Source organism: Enorma massiliensis phI, from assembly GCF_000311845.1.
Classification (GTDB): domain Bacteria; phylum Actinomycetota; class Coriobacteriia; order Coriobacteriales; family Coriobacteriaceae; genus Enorma; species Enorma massiliensis.
The window spans coordinates 396,446-412,639 of record NZ_HE978575.1 but is presented as its reverse complement, the minus strand read 5'-3'; the positions used below and the strand labels follow the sequence as shown (position 1 = coordinate 412,639).

The 16,194-nt window shown below is 62.1% G+C and carries 22 protein-coding genes; 17 read left to right on the top strand and 5 right to left on the bottom strand.

Annotation, left to right across the window (positions count from 1 at the left end; all coding sequences use genetic code 11):
• The first annotated feature begins 15 nt into the window (after positions 1-15).
• A complete protein-coding gene (gene lacG / locus HGEM_RS08500; RefSeq protein ID WP_019129009.1) occupies positions 16-1,446 on the top strand; it encodes a 6-phospho-beta-galactosidase in 1,431 nt (476 codons plus the stop codon).
• Positions 1,447-1,905: 459 nt separating this feature from the next.
• Here lacG and HGEM_RS10620 read toward each other — a convergent pair whose 3' ends face one another.
• The gene (locus HGEM_RS10620) at positions 1,906-2,037 is read right to left on the bottom strand and encodes a hypothetical protein (RefSeq protein ID WP_268257924.1); all 132 of its coding nucleotides are present in this window, start codon (positions 2,035-2,037) and stop codon (positions 1,906-1,908) included.
• On the opposite strand from HGEM_RS10620, the gene HGEM_RS08495 reads away from it, so the two are divergent.
• The 10 genes from HGEM_RS08495 to HGEM_RS08455 all read left to right on the top strand — a co-directional run bounded on the left by HGEM_RS08495 (position 1,988) and on the right by HGEM_RS08455 (position 7,323).
• Positions 1,988-2,230: an IS3 family transposase gene (locus HGEM_RS08495; protein WP_195891257.1), complete on the top strand. Its 243-nt coding sequence runs from the start codon at positions 1,988-1,990 to the stop codon at positions 2,228-2,230. The genes HGEM_RS10620 and HGEM_RS08495 overlap by 50 nt on opposite strands.
• 368 nt (positions 2,231-2,598) lie before the next feature.
• Positions 2,599-2,871, top strand: a complete 273-nt coding sequence (locus tag HGEM_RS10380; RefSeq protein ID WP_195891256.1) for a hypothetical protein — start codon at positions 2,599-2,601, stop codon at positions 2,869-2,871.
• Entirely contained in the window at positions 2,871-3,377 is a 507-nt protein-coding gene (locus HGEM_RS10505; RefSeq protein WP_019129006.1) for a hypothetical protein, read from the top strand. Before HGEM_RS10380 ends, HGEM_RS10505 begins: the two co-directional genes overlap by 1 nt.
• Positions 3,374-4,261: a hypothetical protein gene (locus HGEM_RS10500; RefSeq protein WP_230197253.1), complete on the top strand. Its 888-nt coding sequence runs from the start codon at positions 3,374-3,376 to the stop codon at positions 4,259-4,261. Before HGEM_RS10505 ends, HGEM_RS10500 begins: the two co-directional genes overlap by 4 nt.
• Before the next feature lie 125 nt (positions 4,262-4,386).
• Entirely contained in the window at positions 4,387-4,995 is a 609-nt protein-coding gene (locus tag HGEM_RS08480; protein WP_019129004.1) for a type II toxin-antitoxin system RelB/DinJ family antitoxin, read from the top strand.
• Between the two features lie 157 nt (positions 4,996-5,152).
• Positions 5,153-5,890, top strand: coding sequence for a hypothetical protein (locus HGEM_RS08475; RefSeq protein ID WP_195891255.1), 738 nt, complete (start codon positions 5,153-5,155; stop codon positions 5,888-5,890).
• Positions 5,891-5,898: 8 nt separating this feature from the next.
• Positions 5,899-6,096, top strand: a complete 198-nt coding sequence (locus tag HGEM_RS08470; protein WP_019129002.1) for a hypothetical protein — start codon at positions 5,899-5,901, stop codon at positions 6,094-6,096.
• Between the two features lie 143 nt (positions 6,097-6,239).
• Complete coding sequence (locus HGEM_RS08465; protein ID WP_019129001.1) at positions 6,240-6,467, top strand: hypothetical protein; 228 nt, start codon at positions 6,240-6,242, stop codon at positions 6,465-6,467.
• Positions 6,464-6,712: a hypothetical protein gene (locus HGEM_RS08460; RefSeq protein WP_019129000.1), complete on the top strand. Its 249-nt coding sequence runs from the start codon at positions 6,464-6,466 to the stop codon at positions 6,710-6,712. Before HGEM_RS08465 ends, HGEM_RS08460 begins: the two co-directional genes overlap by 4 nt.
• A gap of 299 nt (positions 6,713-7,011) precedes the next feature.
• On the top strand, positions 7,012-7,323 hold the full coding sequence (locus HGEM_RS08455) for a hypothetical protein (protein ID WP_019128999.1): 312 nt from the start codon (positions 7,012-7,014) through the stop codon (positions 7,321-7,323).
• Here the strand turns inward: HGEM_RS08455 and feoB are convergent.
• Together feoB and HGEM_RS08445 are read right to left on the bottom strand one after the other, a co-directional pair.
• A complete protein-coding gene (gene feoB / locus HGEM_RS08450; protein WP_019128998.1) occupies positions 7,296-9,233 on the bottom strand; it encodes a ferrous iron transporter B in 1,938 nt (645 codons plus the stop codon). The two genes, HGEM_RS08455 and feoB, sit on opposite strands and share 28 nt — an antisense overlap.
• Complete coding sequence (locus HGEM_RS08445; RefSeq protein ID WP_019128997.1) at positions 9,230-9,454, bottom strand: FeoA family protein; 225 nt, start codon at positions 9,452-9,454, stop codon at positions 9,230-9,232. The genes feoB and HGEM_RS08445 overlap by 4 nt, the downstream gene beginning before the upstream one ends.
• Before the next feature lie 169 nt (positions 9,455-9,623).
• On the opposite strand from HGEM_RS08445, the gene HGEM_RS08440 reads away from it, so the two are divergent.
• From HGEM_RS08440 to HGEM_RS10495, 5 genes are all read left to right on the top strand, one after another.
• Entirely contained in the window at positions 9,624-10,655 is a 1,032-nt protein-coding gene (locus HGEM_RS08440) for a helix-turn-helix domain-containing protein (protein WP_019128996.1), read from the top strand.
• 89 nt (positions 10,656-10,744) lie between these two features.
• Positions 10,745-11,560, top strand: a complete 816-nt coding sequence (locus HGEM_RS08435) for a class I SAM-dependent methyltransferase (protein WP_019128995.1) — start codon at positions 10,745-10,747, stop codon at positions 11,558-11,560.
• A gap of 14 nt (positions 11,561-11,574) precedes the next feature.
• Positions 11,575-12,234, top strand: coding sequence for an L-2-amino-thiazoline-4-carboxylic acid hydrolase (locus tag HGEM_RS08430; protein WP_035101626.1), 660 nt, complete (start codon positions 11,575-11,577; stop codon positions 12,232-12,234).
• Positions 12,235-12,249: 15 nt separating this feature from the next.
• Positions 12,250-13,170, top strand: a complete 921-nt coding sequence (locus HGEM_RS08425; RefSeq protein WP_019128993.1) for an alpha/beta fold hydrolase — start codon at positions 12,250-12,252, stop codon at positions 13,168-13,170.
• A 574-nt stretch (positions 13,171-13,744) separates the two neighbouring features.
• Positions 13,745-14,008, top strand: coding sequence for a helix-turn-helix transcriptional regulator (locus HGEM_RS10495; RefSeq protein ID WP_230197252.1), 264 nt, complete (start codon positions 13,745-13,747; stop codon positions 14,006-14,008).
• Positions 14,009-14,330: 322 nt separating this feature from the next.
• Here HGEM_RS10495 and HGEM_RS08420 read toward each other — a convergent pair whose 3' ends face one another.
• On the bottom strand, positions 14,331-14,957 hold the full coding sequence (locus HGEM_RS08420; protein ID WP_019128992.1) for a C40 family peptidase: 627 nt from the start codon (positions 14,955-14,957) through the stop codon (positions 14,331-14,333).
• Between the two features lie 296 nt (positions 14,958-15,253).
• Between HGEM_RS08420 and HGEM_RS08415 the strand changes: the two genes are divergently transcribed.
• The gene (locus HGEM_RS08415; RefSeq protein WP_019128990.1) at positions 15,254-15,880 is read left to right on the top strand and encodes a hypothetical protein; all 627 of its coding nucleotides are present in this window, start codon (positions 15,254-15,256) and stop codon (positions 15,878-15,880) included.
• Between the two features lie 139 nt (positions 15,881-16,019).
• On the opposite strand, the gene HGEM_RS10705 is transcribed toward HGEM_RS08415, so the two are convergent.
• Positions 16,020-16,181, bottom strand: a complete 162-nt coding sequence (locus tag HGEM_RS10705) for an IS3 family transposase (RefSeq protein WP_019128989.1) — start codon at positions 16,179-16,181, stop codon at positions 16,020-16,022.
• Positions 16,182-16,194: the final 13 nt, after the last annotated feature.

The window sequence follows — 16,194 nt, the reverse complement described above, 5'->3', positions numbered from 1 at the left end:
AAGATTGGATTCGCCGTGAGTCACATCTCCCCCGCCGATACCTCCCAGCGCTTTCCCGACAACTTTGTTTTTGGTGGCGCCACCGCCGCCTACCAGGTAGAAGGCGCTTGCCAATCCCACGGCAAGGGCAAGGTCGCATGGGACGACTACCTCGCCCAGCAAGGTCGCTTCTCGCCCGAGCCCGCCTGCGACTTTTACAACCGCTACGATAGTGACCTCGAGCTGTGCGAGCGCTTCGGCATGAACGGCATCCGCGTCTCAATCGCCTGGAGCCGCATCTTTCCCAATGGCGGCGTGGGCGAGCCCAACGCTGAAGGCGTGGCCTTTTACCACAACCTCTTCGCCAGCTGCCGCGCCCACGGAGTCGAGCCATACGTGACCCTGCACCATTTCGACTCCCCCGCCGCGCTCTACGCCAACGGAGACTTCCTCAACCGCGACACCATCGACGCCTTTGAGGCGTATGCCCGCTTCTGCTTTGACGAGTACCCCGAGGTGACCCGTTGGTTCACGTTCAACGAGATCGCAGCGGCCACGCTCAACCGCTATGTCGAAGGCACCTGGCCGCAGGGCAAGAAGGGCTGCCTGCACGAGTGCCTGCAGGCCCAACACAACATGATGCTCGCCCACGCCCGCGCCGTCTTGGCCTACAAGCAGGGTGGCTATCCCGGAACGATCGGCGTCATCCACGCACTGGAATACAAGTACCCCTATGACCCCGCCTGCCCAGGCGACATCCAGGCAGCCAAAAACGACGATGTTTTGCAAAACCGCCTGCTGCTCGACGCCACCTTCCGCGGCGACTATGCGCCCGATACGCTCCAGATCATCGAGCACCTCTGCCAGGCGAGCAACGGCTCAGTCGAGTTTTTGGACGATGACCTCTCGATTATGCGCCGCGCCGCGCAGCTCAACGACTGCCTGGGCATCAACTATTACCAAAGCCGTTTTCTCAAGGCGTTCGACGGTGAGACCGACCTTCATCACAACGGCACTGGCGACAAGGGTACCGGTCGCTGGCGCGTGGCGGGCGTGGGCGAGCGCGCCGTACGCCCCGGCATTCCCACCACGGACTGGGATTGGATTATCTATCCCAAGGGCCTGTTCGACCTTATGATGGATATTTCACTGCGCTATCCCAATTACAGGCAGGTGTTTATCACCGAAAACGGCATGGGTCGCAAGGACCAGCTTGTCGATGGCACCGTGGACGATTCCGAACGCATCGCATACGTCGAAGACCACCTGCGCTGGATCCTCAAGGCCATCGAATGCGGTGTCAACGTTGGCGGCTACTTTATGTGGAGCCTGCAGGACCAGTTCAGCTGGACCAACGGCTATAACAAGCGCTACGGCTTCTTCTACGTTGACTTTGAAACCCAGCAGCGCACGCCCAAGGCCAGCGCGTACTGGTTCAAGCGCGTCGCCCAGAATCACTGCCTGTAGGCATCGAATCACCTGTTAGCGCCGCATATCATTAAACGCATGCGCCCCCAGCCGGCATCGCCGCCGCAGGGGGCGCATTGGTTTCTGCCGATATCCACCAGCACAGACGCTCGTCCTTCATATCAAAAAGGAGGGAAACCCCTCAGGGCTCCCCTCCCCTTGTAGCAAGCTGTCAGCATCTGCAGCAAGACGCACGACAACATGCGAAAACAAAGAAATACGTGCAAACGTATGCAGCTCGATTGTGCCGCGCCGACGATCCCGCCCGCCTTCGCCCTTGACGCCGAATGCGGGCAAGCAGCGGGGTAAAGCAAACCAAAGCAAAGCCCGCGCCCCCTGACGGGACGCGGGCGCAGTCGCTCACTTCGTGAAGGGAGGGGCTCGGCCCCAAGGGTCCGGATCGAGATGGACGCATCCCCATCACGGACGCGATATGGTCGCGGCTATATAGCGCGCAGGCTAGTCGTGGTACTCGCCGCGGTCCCACTTCTCGATGAACTCATCGAAGAGGGCCATGCGGGGCGCGGGGACCGCGCCCTCGATGGGCTCGATATCGTCGCCGTGGGACGACGCGGCCATGGAGTCGCTCATGGGGCTCATCAAGGCCGAGTGCGTGCACGCCCGCACGTTCGAGACGCGCGAGCAGGCCGCCCTGGAGATATTCGACTACACCGAGTGCCTCTACAACCGCAAGCGGACCCACTCGGCGCTGGGGTACCTCGGTCCCGAGGAGTTCGAGCGGGCCAACTGGCCCGGGGAGGGCCGCCGACCGATGGCGGCGTAGGGGTGTAAACGGAATCGGGGTAGATTCAGATTCAGATTCAGAGACTGGCCCGAAGGGAGAAACCGGGCCTGCAGGCTCCGACGGCGTTTCCTGCACGCACAGCTGGAACGGGACCGTCCTCACCGTCACGAGCGCGTCCGGCACGAGCTCCGCCGATCTTGTGGGGCCACAGGGGCCGACAGGAGAAACTTGCGCGACGGGACCGCAGGGCGAAACCGGAGCCACGGGGGCCGCAAGGGCCGCAGGGAGAGACAGGAGCCACGGGCGCAACCGGGCCGCAGGGCCCTGCCGGCGACGACGGCGAGGACGCGACCATAACCGGGGCATCTGCGACGGTCGACGCTTCCACCGGCACGCCTTCCGCGAGCGTGACGCTCGGCGGAACGGCTTCCGCCCGCACGTTCGCCTTCGCGTTCACGGGGTTGAAGGGCGAAACCGGGGCGACCGGGCCACAGGGCCCGCAAGGCGAGACTGGACCGGCCGGCGCGTCGGGCACAACTTTCACGCCCGCTTCCCCCTTGTCGCTTTCGGGCGGAGTGCTCTCAATCGACCTTTCGAGCTACGCGACTCAGAGCTGGGTCACGCAGCAGATCAACGCTGCGATCGCGGACCTCGACGACCTTTCCGGGGTGAGCTTCTGATGGCCGTTGGAACTATCGAGACATCCGTGCTTACAGACATAGCAAATGCTATACGCTTTCAAGCGGGCGTGGCCACGCTCTTCACGCCTGGCGAGATGGCTGCCGCCGTAACGGCGCTCGACGGGACGAACGAGGGCAACTACCAGGCGCAGATTTACATGACGCTGGAATCGGGCATCCTGAGCGGGCACGTCTTCGAGGACATAGCAGACGCGATACGCGGGCAGAATGGCTCGACGGACACGTACCTACCTGGCGAGATGGCGGCCGCGATACTGGCGCTTTCGTGGGACGTGGGGCTGAAGCCCCGCGCTGTACTGACATCGCTCGGCACTTTGGAGTTCAACTACGTGGACGGACGGCATTGCTATTCTGGTGGCGTGCCAGTAGACGCCTGGGAGGTCGACCCAGCGGGCTACTCGTCGGCATCCGCGCGGCCCTACGATTCGGTGAAGCTTCAAGTGCAGAAGGTCGTCTTCCACTCGTCGTGGCGCAGGTGGGCATGACCAATGCCAACTACCTGCTGAACGCCTTTGAATCTATGACCGAGGTTTCCGGCTTCGAGAACATGAGCGGCATGAGGAGCGCGAACCAGATGTTCGGCAGCTGCTCCATGCTCGAGACGATCTACGCCACCTCCTTCAGCAACTCCGGGCTTTCGGGCTCGCTTATGTTCAACGGGTGCTCGCGCCTGGTCGGCGGTACCGACGGCTTCGTGCCCTCGACGACGAGCGGCGCATCCGTATGCAAGATCGGGGCCGGCGGCGTACTTACTGACCCAAACAAAGATGCAAGAACCTGGTTCTATGGGCACTTCTACGAGGACGGCGAGGCTGTGCTCACGGCCACGCAGGCGCCGGACCCCTCGCGCACGCTTCGGGCAACGGGACGCATCTGTGCTATCGGCAAGTATGTGGGACTCGGGTTCACGCCATGGACCGGCACGGCAGGCGCAACGCACAGGCAGTATCTCACCGCCGTCACCTTCGCGGCGGACATGGCGACGTATTCGACGCTGCGATTCGACTATTTGCTGTATAGCTGTACTGCGGCGACGTCCGTTTCTGGCCTCGGCAACCTCTCCAGCGTTACGTCGATGCGCTTCACATTCTCGTCTTGCTCTGCGCTGACGTCGCTCGACTTCAGGGGCTTCGACCCGTTGGCGCTGACGGATCTGTATTACACGTTCGGTGGGGCGTCCGTACTCGCGGCCATCTACGCCGACTCCACGTGGGAGCTACCATCAAGCGGGGTTTCGGGGAGCTCGTGCTTCTACAACTGCCGCAGCCTGGTCGGCGGGAACGGCACGGCATGGTCCAGCTCAGCCACTTCATACACGTACTTCCGCATAGACACGGCGAGCACGCCCGGCTATTTGACGGCACAATGATAGTGAGGTTGTAAACCTATTAACTAGTATTAGTGAATTGTCAAAGTGAATTTGACTATATATTTACTATTGACAAGAGAAAGTGAATCTGCAGAATAGTGAACATCAAAACAAGGAGGTTCACTATGAGCACGACAATCGCTTTCGACATCGACGACGAGCTCGCCCGCGACGCGCAGGCCGTCTACGGGGGCATGGGCCTCACCACAGAGCTCGCTATACGCTTCTTCCTGCAGAGGACCGTCGCCGAGGGGCGGATCCCCTTCGACCCCTTCGCCCCCATACAGGGCGCGGCAACGGCGCCGACTTCCCTCGAGCCTGCAGCAGCGCCCCAGCAGCCCGAGCCTTCTAAACAGGCCCAGCGCAGCACCGGCAAGATCACCTTCGAGATGGTCGAGTGCGTCTGGCGAGCCTTCTCCGAGACCCACGGGACTCCGGGATTCGACGCCCAACGGCTGGCAGAAGAGATCTCGGGGGACACCGGGATGAGCCGTGGCAGCGCGTTCATCTACCTGGTGATCCTCGACAACCTGGTCGCTGGCAAGCCCAACACCCGCAACATGAAGATGAAAGACCTTGAGTACTACATGGGTCGCATACAGGAAGAGCTCGGCGAGCCCAGCTTCGGCAACGCGTGCGAATCGCTGCGGCAGTCGGTCGAGTACTGGGACAAGCCGCAGTTCGGCAAGTTCGCCGAGAACGTGCAAGGATACCTCAAGAGCATCGGGCGCTAAGGGGCCTTCGGCCGGGGCCGAGTAGCGCTGCGCAACTTCATTATTAGTACTCACTGGAGTAAGGAGGGCGAACAAGCCCTTACGCAACTGCGCCCTGGAACAGTAAAACGAGGGGGGGCAGGCAGCGTCGGACGCTGTAACGCCGTTAAACGGAAGGATGAACAACATGGCAAGCTTCACAGGCACAATCGAGGATTTCGACTGCTTCATAATGCCGCGCATAAGGAACCGCGTGCAGACCGTGTCGAGGCCGCTGAAAGCCCGCGCAAACGGGCGCTGCGAACACTGCGGAGAGAAGAGGACACTTGAGGCCGCCCACGTCCACGGAAGAGGGCGCAAGGCGATTGCTCGGGAAGTACTGGAAAAGCACCGGGCTGGCGACGAGTACGACATAGCGGACCTTCATGAGTTCGAGGAAGAGGTTATGCGCGCCCACGAGCCCATGGGCGAATGCTTCCTGTTCCTCTGCAGCAACTGTCACCGTGCATACGACTCGGCGGAGCTGCGGAAGGGCGGCGCCGGGAGGGCAGCCGCAGGCTCTCGGCATGCCGCAACGAACGGGTTGCGCAGGGCCATTCACGCGACGGGCGATGGCCTTGCCGATGGGTTCTACGACTTCCTCGCCGAAGAGGGCTACACGGTCAAGACCAAAGGCGGGAACCCGGGCACATGCCACTCGTACAAGAGGGCCGTTGCGCGCGTCTGCAAATGGGAGGGGTGCGGCTGGAACGACTTGCCCGGCCTGATAGGCGATCTGATCCAGGAATACTCCGCCGGCGGCCCGAAAGAGGAGCTCGGCAGGCAATCAAAGAGCACGGTTAAAAACGCCCTGATCGCGTTCGGCAATTTCTGCTCCGCGCGCGGCTTAAAAGAAGCCGACCACGACGATAGGTAGGAGGAACCATGCGTTTCATCGACTACAACGGAAGCGGCGGGCTGGACCCTCAAGATATAGCCACGAGCATCGCCGTTGAAGAGGCGACGCGCGAGGACGAGCCCGCTGAGAAGAGCACGCCGCGGCAGCTTTCCAGCAATGTCGGCTGTGCGACGATGGCGGCGTTCATGGCCCTTCCCATCCTGGCAATACTCTTTGCCCTTTAGCGGCAGTCACCTCCTTTCCGGCGTTGGCCCGGCGCGAATGCGTCGGGCCTTCGTCGTTTCCGGGGCATGCGTTCGAGTTTGAGACCTAATCCGATACTCCCACCCGTAAGAGGTCGTTTGAGGCACACGGGGGGGGTTTGCGCATGGAAGCGGTACTTGCGGCGGCTGTGACGGGCGTTCTCACGCTGATAGGCGTGATCGTCTCCAACTCTAGGAGCAAGGCGGTCCTAGAGCTGAAGATCGACACGCTATCAGAGCGCGTCCGCCAGCACAACGAAGTCGTATCGAGAACGTACGCGCTCGAACAGCAAATGGCCGTGGCCCGAAACGACATCGAGACGTTATACCACCGGACCAAGGAGGCATCATGACCAAATTTCTGACGAGCAACGAATGGCAATGGAGACTCGCCCGCACGATCGTGCAGGTCATCCTCGGCGTTGTCGTTGCGAACATCGACGTGCTCGTGGGCGCGGCGGTGCTCGACCCGGCGGCGCGCGCGATCGTGGTGGCGCTGTGCATGGCGGTGCTTTCGCCGGTGATGGCGGAGCTCGGCAAACACCTTGACGAGGCAGACATCGACGTGCCGAAGGGCGGTGACGTTGATGCGGCTTAACGAGATAGCGGCCGAGGTCCACCGCCGGATGTGCGAGGACGACAGGTTCGGGTACTCCTGGGAGGAGCGATACGGCGCCATCTGGGAGACCTGGACGATCGACGGCAAAGACTATCGGATCAGGGTAGGCGACTACGACTGCTCTTCCTCGACGATCACGGCCTGGGCCGTGGCGCTGCAGCACACGCCCTGGGAGGGCGCCCTGGACGGGGCGATCACCACGACGGGGCGCTCAACGAGATCGCGCGCACGGGCCCTGCGGCCCCGGGGGCGGGGCTCGTCTACGAGGGGCGGCGAGGATGCTGCTCAGCTCCCTCGTCGGCACCGCGGTCGCGGCCCTGCCCGAGGACCGCCGGGCGCGGGTCGGGATCCTCGCCGCCATGGAGCTCGCGAACTCACGTTGGCGCGATGGCGCGAGCCAGGAGGAGGTGGCATCGGTCGCTGGCATGGGAGTTACCAGGTTCAAAAGCCTCTTCAAGCAGGCGACCGCAGGCACATCCGGTAATCGGAACCCCTCGGATGCCGCGGCGCGCCACACTTTGCTCGCCCTATCGCACCAGCCCTTCCCCTCAGGCACAACCCGCTACAAGAACAGCGCGCTCACGTGGTAGACGACGCACCCCAACAGCAGAGAGCAGCAGATGTAGAAGAGCGCCGTGATGACAGTCCACTTGGTCGAGTGCACCTCACCCCAGGTCGCCGACACGCTCGCCGCGCACGGCATGTTGAACGTGAACGCGAAGATGAACGCGAGCGCCTCGGGAGCCGAGATGGCCTGCGCCATGACCTCGCCGATGTTCGACGCCGCGGCGGCGCCGCCGGTCATAACGCCCACGAGCACGGCGTTGGGCGTCGCGGCACCCGTGAAGAGCCCCGAGAGCACCCCGAGCGCGGACTCCTTGAGCACGAGGGCGCACAACCACGCGGTGAACGTCTGCCAACCCATGCCGAAGAAGCGCGTGACCGGCTCGATGGCGGTACCGAGCGCGTAGAGCACCGACCCCTCGACGCTGCCGGTCGCGGTGTAGGTGAGCGCCCAAATCGCGAAGGCGAAGAGGGCGACGACCCGGATGGCTCGCACGAACATCTGTCGACTCTTGAGCAGGGCGCCGCGCGCGACGTTGCCCAGATGCGGCCGATGGTACGGCGGAAGCTCCATGACCATGCCCGCACGCTCGCCCTCCGCCACCAAGCGCGGGCCGAACACCCTGCCCACGAGCCACATGATGAGAATCGTCACGGCGAAGATGCCCACGATCACGAGCGGCGCGCCGGCCACGCCGAAGAACGCCACGGCGAGCACCGGAACCACGCCCCAGGTCGAGCCGCACGGGATGGCCCAGGCCATCATCACCGTGAGCATGCGCTGGCCCCACGAGTCGATGACGCGCGAACCCGACATGCCGCCCATCGTGCAGCCGAGGCACATGAGGAAGGGCATGAGCGACTTGCCCTGCAACCCGAAGCGCGCCATGGTGTGGTCGAACACGTAGGAGATGCGCGCCATGTAGCCCGCCTCCTCGTAGAGGCCGAACACGAGGTTGATGCCGAAGACGTAGCCCACCATCATGGTGCCGAAGCACAAACTGTTGAACACCACGCCCGCGAGGAAGCTGCCCAGAACATCGGGGGCGCCCGCCTGCGCGAGCGCGCCCGCCACGACCTGCCCGAGCGACGAGATGGCGCCGCCGAGCATCATGATGGGAATAGCCGGCACGAACGCCAGGATGAACCCGAGCAAGATCATGCCGATGGTGATGGGCTTCGACCAGCGCGAGCCCGTGACCACGCGATCGAAGCGCGAAAGCGCGTGCGGGCGCGCGGGCGCCTCCACCGCTCCGTCGAGCAGCCCCTCGATCCAGGCGAACTTCGCTGCGGCCGTGCCCTGGATCGTGTCGGGGGCGGCAGCGATCCCCTCGCTCAGGCGCGCGCCATCCACGACGGAACGCTCGCGCACCGTGCGTGCAAGCGCGTCAAGCAGCGCGCCGTATCCCTCGGGGCGCGAGGCGACGAGCGGCACCACAGGAACGCCCAGCCGCCGCGCGATAAGGACGGCGTCGATCCGCTTGCCCTGGTTCTCGGCGACGTCCATGAGGTTGAGAGCGAGCAGGCACGGCTGCTCCGGGCACGCCGCAACGAAGTCGGCGAGCATGTAGAGGCTGCGCTCGAGCTGCGACGCGTCGGCCATCACGAGCACGATGTCGGCAGCGCCCGATGCGAGGTAGTCGCGCGTCACCTCCTCTTCGGGCGAGTTGGCCGCGAGCCCGTACGAGCCGGGGAGGTCGACGACCTGGAACGCCGTGCCACCGCGCTCGAACGTCCCCTCCTTCCGCTCCACGGTCTTGCCGGGCCAGTTGCCCACGTGCTGGCGCGCCCCCGTGAGCCCGTTGAAGAGCGTCGACTTGCCCGAGTTGGGCTGGCCGAGCAGCGCGACCGTGACGCCGCCCGCCGCCTTGCGGGCGGCGGGCGCCTTCGCGCCTCCCGCCGCGGGGCAGGAAGCCGCACATCTCTCGCAGCTCATGCGACCACCTCCACCTCGATGCGCATGCAGTCGCCGCGATCGAGCGCCACGTCGCTGTCGCGCACGTGCACGAGCACGGGCCGGTTCTTGACGTTTTGCAGGACCTCGACGGCGCATCCCTCCGTCAGCCCGATGGCCGTGACGCGCGAGACGAACCGGTCGTCGCCGGATACGGATGCGATACGGGCAGAAAGCCCCGTCGCCACATCGCATAGTCTCATGGAATCGCTCCTTTCCTTAAACGGGCATGACGCCCGCAGCCACCAAAGTAAGCCTGGAACGTGTGCCCCCTCAACTCCGCGATGTAGGTTCAGCTCCAAATCTCATCAAGTTAGATAAAATAAACTTTTGAGACGAATGGGGCTGGACTGCGCGAGCGGGAGATAGCCTATGGGAAACGCACCCTTCACCGATACGGAGAGCAACCGGGGGACGCGCCTGCGCGTCGCCTCCGGCGTCGAGCTCGTCCAAGACGCCGACGGCGTCTACGAGCTGGTGCTGTCGCACCCGGTCGGGAGCGGGTGCATGCGAGGCCGCCCCCTGTCGCGCGACCTGTTCGTCGCCAACGTCGACTTCGCGTGCGAGCGGTGCCCCAACGTTCCAGAGGTCCCGTCCGTCCCCCTCCCCGCGTTCTCGCGGGGCAAATGGCTGACGATAAACCTATGCCACGAGGGCCGCTGCGAGGTCGACGTCCCGAGCGGGGGTCTGGCGACGGTCTCGGCCGGCGAGGTGTGCATCAGCTGCTCGCAGGAGCGCCCCGCCGAGTTCCGGTACCCCTCGGGACGCTACCGGGGCGTCGAGGTGTTCGTGAACACGCGTATCGCTCGATCGCCGCTCTTCTCGCTGCTCGATGACGAGGATGCCGTCGAGGCCATCGCGCGACAGGCGGGCAGCGCCGCCGTGCTCAGCGGCGACGGCGAGCTCAACGGGCATATGAGACGCATCGCCGCCCTCGTCGAAGCACCCGACAGGGCTCTGGCCACCTACGAGGTTCTCGGCTTGCTGCTTGGCCTCCAACGTCGCGACCTCTCCTGCGCCAGACCCCGCTTCATCCTCACACGCACCCAGATGCGCATCGTTGCCGCCGTGCACGACGAGCTCGAGGGCTCTCTCGACTGCGCCCATGACGCCCGCGTGCTAGCGTCGGCGTTCGGTGTGAGCGCGGCGACACTCAACCAGTACTTCTCGCGGGCATACGGGAGCACTGTCGCGGGGTACCTCCGCAAGCGGCGCATGGAGGTCGCCGCCGCCCTGCTTGCCAGGGGAGCGCGCGTCGCCGAAGCCGCCGTGCGCGTCGGCTACGCGAACCCGAGCAAGTTCTCCTCCGCGTTCAAGAGGGAATACGGAACCGCACCGAGCGAGTGGAGGCGGCGTCGATTCGGCGAGAGGGAGGGCGTTCACGAAGTCAAGGGGGAGTTCTAGGAACGCTGACGCGCGGCGGCTTGCCGGCGGCATGGTCACCGAGCCGAATCATTTTTGACCCCGAGATGCTCAGTAAGGAGATGGTTCAAATGAAGCAAAATCAAGTTCAGCAAAAAGAAATCCGCCTTGGGACGCATGGGGAACATTACGGGAACTGGATGTCAAACCCTGTTTTCTATGTGGTAGGCGCCCTTTTGGCGCTGTCTGTGGTACTGGCGGTGCTGTCATTTACGGTGTTCCATATCGCCGCGCTGGGCGTCCTGTTCTCCGTCGCCGCAGCGGCGCTGCTGGCCCTGCTGGTCTGGATCACATGGATACGGAAACAGTATGCCTTCGGCGGAGGCGGGATGATGGAGCGGGTGCACAAGACCGTCCTCGCACATCTTAATTTCGACGGCCAGGGCAGCCTCTTAGAGGTGGGCTGCGGCTCCGGGGCGCTGAGCATCCGGGCGGCGCTGACCTGGCCGGATGCTGAGGTCACCGGCATCGACTATTGGGGCGCGGCCTACGGCTACGGCCAGGCCATGTGCGAGAAAAACGCCGCAAGCGAGGGCGCGGCGGCCCGGTGCGTATTCAAGCATGGGGACGCGAACAAGCTGGATTTCCCTGATGAGAGTTTCGACGCCGTGGTGAGCAACTATGTCTACCACAATGTAATGGGTGCGGACAAGCAGGCTCTGCTGTTGGAGACCCTGCGGGTGCTGAAAAAAGGCGGCGTGTTCGCCCTCAACGATGAGATGAAGCCCCACATGCACGGGAACATGGAGGCCTTCGCCCAGGAACTGCGGGACATGGGATATGCGGATGTACGGCTCATCGACACGGCCCAGGAGGCTTTCGGTTCCCGCCGCCGGGCGGCCATGATGATGCCGGGCGACTCCCGGATGCTGGTGGGGCGAAAGTAAGACGGAGGTTTGTCATGAACTATACATATTGTGAAAGGCTGATGTGGGCTGCCATCGCTCCTGCCGCATTTCGGTATCTGGCAAGGCAGGAGTTGGGATGGGATATTTCTGCGTTGAAGCAGCTCTCTAAGCAGATTTACCGGCAAATGGTATCCCGTACCCCGGATATTGGCTCCATGATGGAAAACCCGTTGCGGGTCTGCCTGACTGGTGGAATTCTATGGCTGTCTATCTATAAGGCGGCAGAAGAAAAAATGAGTGAAAAGTGCTTTGAGGGCATGGTAAGTGCCAGTATGCGTTCTCCTCTGGTTGTGACCGCCTTCCGGGGCAAAGCCAAGACTGCATTTACATTGAAGGCTCAATATAAGCGAGCAGCGATTGCATCTTTGGCGGATGCAGATAGGAACCCCTTTCAGTGGAATGCCGAGGTCATCTTCGGCCGGGATGCAGAGGAATATACGATCCTTTACCACCAGTGCGGTCTGTGTGCCCTGGGCCGACAGGAGGGCCTTCCTCATCTGGTTCCCTATCTATGCGCTCTGGACACGATGTCCGTCGACTGGATGGGTGGGCGGCTCTACCGTACCAAAACGCTGGCTGCCGGCGGTGACTGCTGTGACTTTTATATCTGCAAAAAGGGTTCCCGTTGGGACAAAGAACGGCAGGGAAAATAGAAAAAGGAAGATTTGATGACGCTTGCAGAATTTCGCCGGACTTATCCCGCCGCCACCTTCACGGTCAGCAGCGGGAAACTCTTTACCTATCGCTACTATCAAAATCCCCAGGCCAAAGCCACGCTGGTCCTGCTCACGGGCGGCATTGGGCTGTCCGACCTGTTTTATAAGCACTTTGCCCGGTTCGCCAGGGATTTTTCGGTGCTGACCTTTGACTATCAGCTCCAGTTCGGGGACAACGGCGAGTTTGCCGATGCCGTGGCTGAACTACTCCGCCACCTGAAGGAAAAGGTCTGGCTGGTGGGACAGTCCCTGGGCGGCGTAGTGGCCCAGGTCATCGCCTCCCGCCACCCGGAAGTGGTGGAGGGGCTGGCCCTCTCCAACACCTGCTCGCTGTCCGGCAACATGAGCAAGGCCGGGTATCAGGATCTGATGAAGATAATCGAAAGCCAGCGGAAGTTCAAAAAATGGCTTGCCTTCCTGCCGTTTCCGCTCATCAAGCGGATGATGAGATGGGCGGTGATGAAAAAGAAAACCGATGGCTTTACAGCCCAGGAAAAGGCCGCTATGGAGGAACTGTGCGGCGCTATGATGGAACTGCTCACCAAGCCCTATGAACAGCACATGATTGACTTTCTCTGTGACGCAGAACACTACTTTGGCATGACCCGCAATGATTTTGCCCCGTGGGAGGGGCGGGTGCTGCTGATTTTGTCCGAGGACGACACCACCTTCACCCCGGCCTGCCGGGAGGACCTGATCGCCCTGATGCCAAGTCCCACGGTGGTCACCGACCTTACCGGCGGCCACCTGGCGCTGATGGTGCGGCTGGATCAATACGCGGATCTGGTGACGGACTTTATCCACCAACACACATTGGATTGTTCATATCTGGATTGCCCATGTGGAGAAAGAGAAAACGAGAGTTCCCACTGAACAGTGTTTCCCGCGTGGATCAGGATATGACAAGCCGCCCAAAAGCCGCTTACAGCGAAAGAAAATGCCAAAAAATCGACCTTTATCCTGACAGCAAATAGCCCTATCTATCCATCACCCAATAGCAAAGAAAACCGCCTATCCCACAGACCGATTAGCTCGGCCATAGGGGCAGGCGGTTTGAGTTTCTGAATGCTAACGCACTGCGGATTGTATGTCATTCTTTATTCGAGGTTGTTATTCAGAATGACATTCAAGAAAAACTGAATCCTGAGGTATCGGTGCACCGAACATCTTTGCGTTTCGTTCTACGACGAAATCGACGGAGTGGCGCAGAAGCAGGGAGCGCCGCTCAGCGTCGGAGCGATCTCGGTATATCTCGGAGGAGAGGGCGAAGAGTACGAGGCGCACGTTTCCGAAGGCGCGTCGGCAAGGGGCACGTCGATTACCTTTTCCCCTGACTCGCGAAGACCGCGAAGCCATCGATTTCATCTGCGGATACATTGCCTCGAACCTTGGAGGGGACCTGTCCTGCTCTCTCCTGGCAAACCAGCTCTACATAGGGAAGACAAAGTTGAAAAACCTCTTCAAAACGGCAACGGGACTGTCGCCATCCCACTACGTCGCGCACGAGCGCATGGAAGAGGCCGCTCGCCTACTTGCCGAAACCGATTTGGCGATAGCGGAAATCGGCGAAAAAGTAGGCTATACCAAGCCGGGTGCATTTACGGAGGCCTTCCGAAGGGACAGGGGCTGCACGCCCACGCAGTTCAGAAAGCAGCGCCAGCATTCAATCCCAGAACGAGAAGAGCGCTCTCGGCTTCGGCCTTCAACCTGACGGCAAGATTCACGTCGCGTGGCGCTTGCTCCACTCGAGGAACTCGCCCCTGAACGTGAAGCGTCCCCCTCTTCCTATCCCTCATCCTCCTCGACGGTAGAGGGTCGTTCCAAGGAAACTCCATCGTAGACCGCGTTTCTGCTCACGCGCGGAAGGATCGCCATCTCCGCCACCGAGCACGTTTTCCGGATTGGTGTGGGACCTTGACGTGAGGGCATCCCGCTGGCTCAACCGCCATGTGTCTACTCTTTTATTAGATATGCCTAACTTTTTGAACACGACAGCTGCGGCGAGCGTTTTCGACAAAGGCTCATGGCGTGTCTTAGTTCAGCGGCGTCCCGTACCCGTGTATCGACGCGCTGCCGACGCGATAGCTCCTCCTCGCGCAGGAGTCGCTCGTGTTGCCCTCGATGGTGTGGACGGTCGAGCCGTCGCAGGACTCCACGATGCCCACGTGGTCGGCGCCGCCGTCCCCTCCCCAGTCGAAGAACACGATGTCGCCCGGCTGCGGCTCGTACCCCCGGTCGCTCCACAGCCCCGCGGACTCGAACCACTGGACCCCGGCCGAGCAGGCGGCGAACTTCGGGATCACCCCGGCCTCGATGTAGCCGCACTCGTTGGCGCACCAGCTCACGAAGCGCGCGCACCACTCGACGCGCCCGGAGAACCCGCACCATGACCAGTAGGGCCGCCCGCCGACGTTGCCGATCTGCGAGGCGGCCACCTCGACGATGTCCCCGCTGCCGCCGGTTACCCCGTAGAGGACCGACTGCCACATCGCGGCGTAGCGGTCATCGAGCAGCTGCGCGAGCATGTCCCCCTGCTCGGCCGTGAAGCCGTAGGACGCCGCCGCCTCGTCCGGGGACCTCGCGGAGAGCGTGACCATGAATCTGACGCCGAGGGCCGTTTCCGCGTAGAGCTCCTCGATGAATCTCTTGGAAGCTGCCATCATCCTCCTCTCGCGCATGCCGGTATGTACGCTCCGTCGCGGCGTGGCGCCCCTCGGTCGAAGGGGCTACGCGTGCCGCGACGGAGGTGGTCTTATGAGGTTCCCTGTTTTTCTAAAAGTTGCTGTCGCTCTGCTTTTTGCTGTGTTCGTCGTTGCTGTGCTCGTCGGGCTCTACACCGCCCTTGATTCGGCCGGCGCTTTGTACGGCGCTTGATGCCAAGCAGATTGCACGGTGTCCCGCACGTTTGTTACTGTTGGGATGAGTCTCTTCCTGCAACCTAAGAAGAGGAGAAGGCATGTCTGTCGAAGATCTGTTATCCCTCTTGTCCTCGGAGCCCTTCATCTCCATCATTACCGCCCTCCTCGGTGGCTTTATCTCCTACAAGCTCGCCACGAGAAAGAGTCGTGAGGAGCATAGGCACGAAATCGACCGGCTCATCAAGGAGCAACAGCTTTCGATTGAACGAGAGGCGCAGCTATACGGCTTCAAGAAGAAATACGACGCGACTGCTGATGTCTCAAGCAAGCTGTCGAATCTCGTGTCATGCGCAAGCTGCCTCTTCCCGAGGGGCATAGAGTTTTTGCCCAAAGACGAGGAAAAGCAAATGGAGTACCGAGGCGACCTGTACCGAGCTGCCTCGGAAGCTCACAACTCCGCGCAGCTTTCGTTGAAGGCAAATGCCCCTTTTCTTTCTGATGAGGTCTCCGACCTCGGCATGGAAATCATCAGATTATGCCGCGTGCAGCTTAACTACTTCCAATTGCTGTACGGCGACATCGAAAAGGAGAAAAGCGTCAACTCGGACGCTTACGAAAAAACCGAAGAAATCACCCGCCAACTGGATCGTGCGCTGAACCTCATGAAACGCGATCTGGAGGCGAACACCCTACTCAAAGAGTCGGACCAGGGTACGGCAAAGTAAGGATTCCCTTGGCTATTTCTGAGCGCGGTCCGCGTTGCCCGCCGCCACACAGCACGCGTAGGCGACGAGCGTGACCGTCGAGGAGAGGACCGCGGTGACGGCGCTGAATCTGAATTTACCCCGATTTCGTTGACACCCTCTACGCCGCCGAAGCGGCCTCCTGCGCATGCCTCGCCTCGAACTCCTCGGGGCTGAGGTTGCCGAGCGCGGAGTGGATCCGCACCCTGTTGCAGGAGCACTCGATGTAGTCGAATATCTCCAGCGCCGCCTGATCGCGCGTCTCGAACGTGCGGGCGTGCACGCACTCGGCCCTG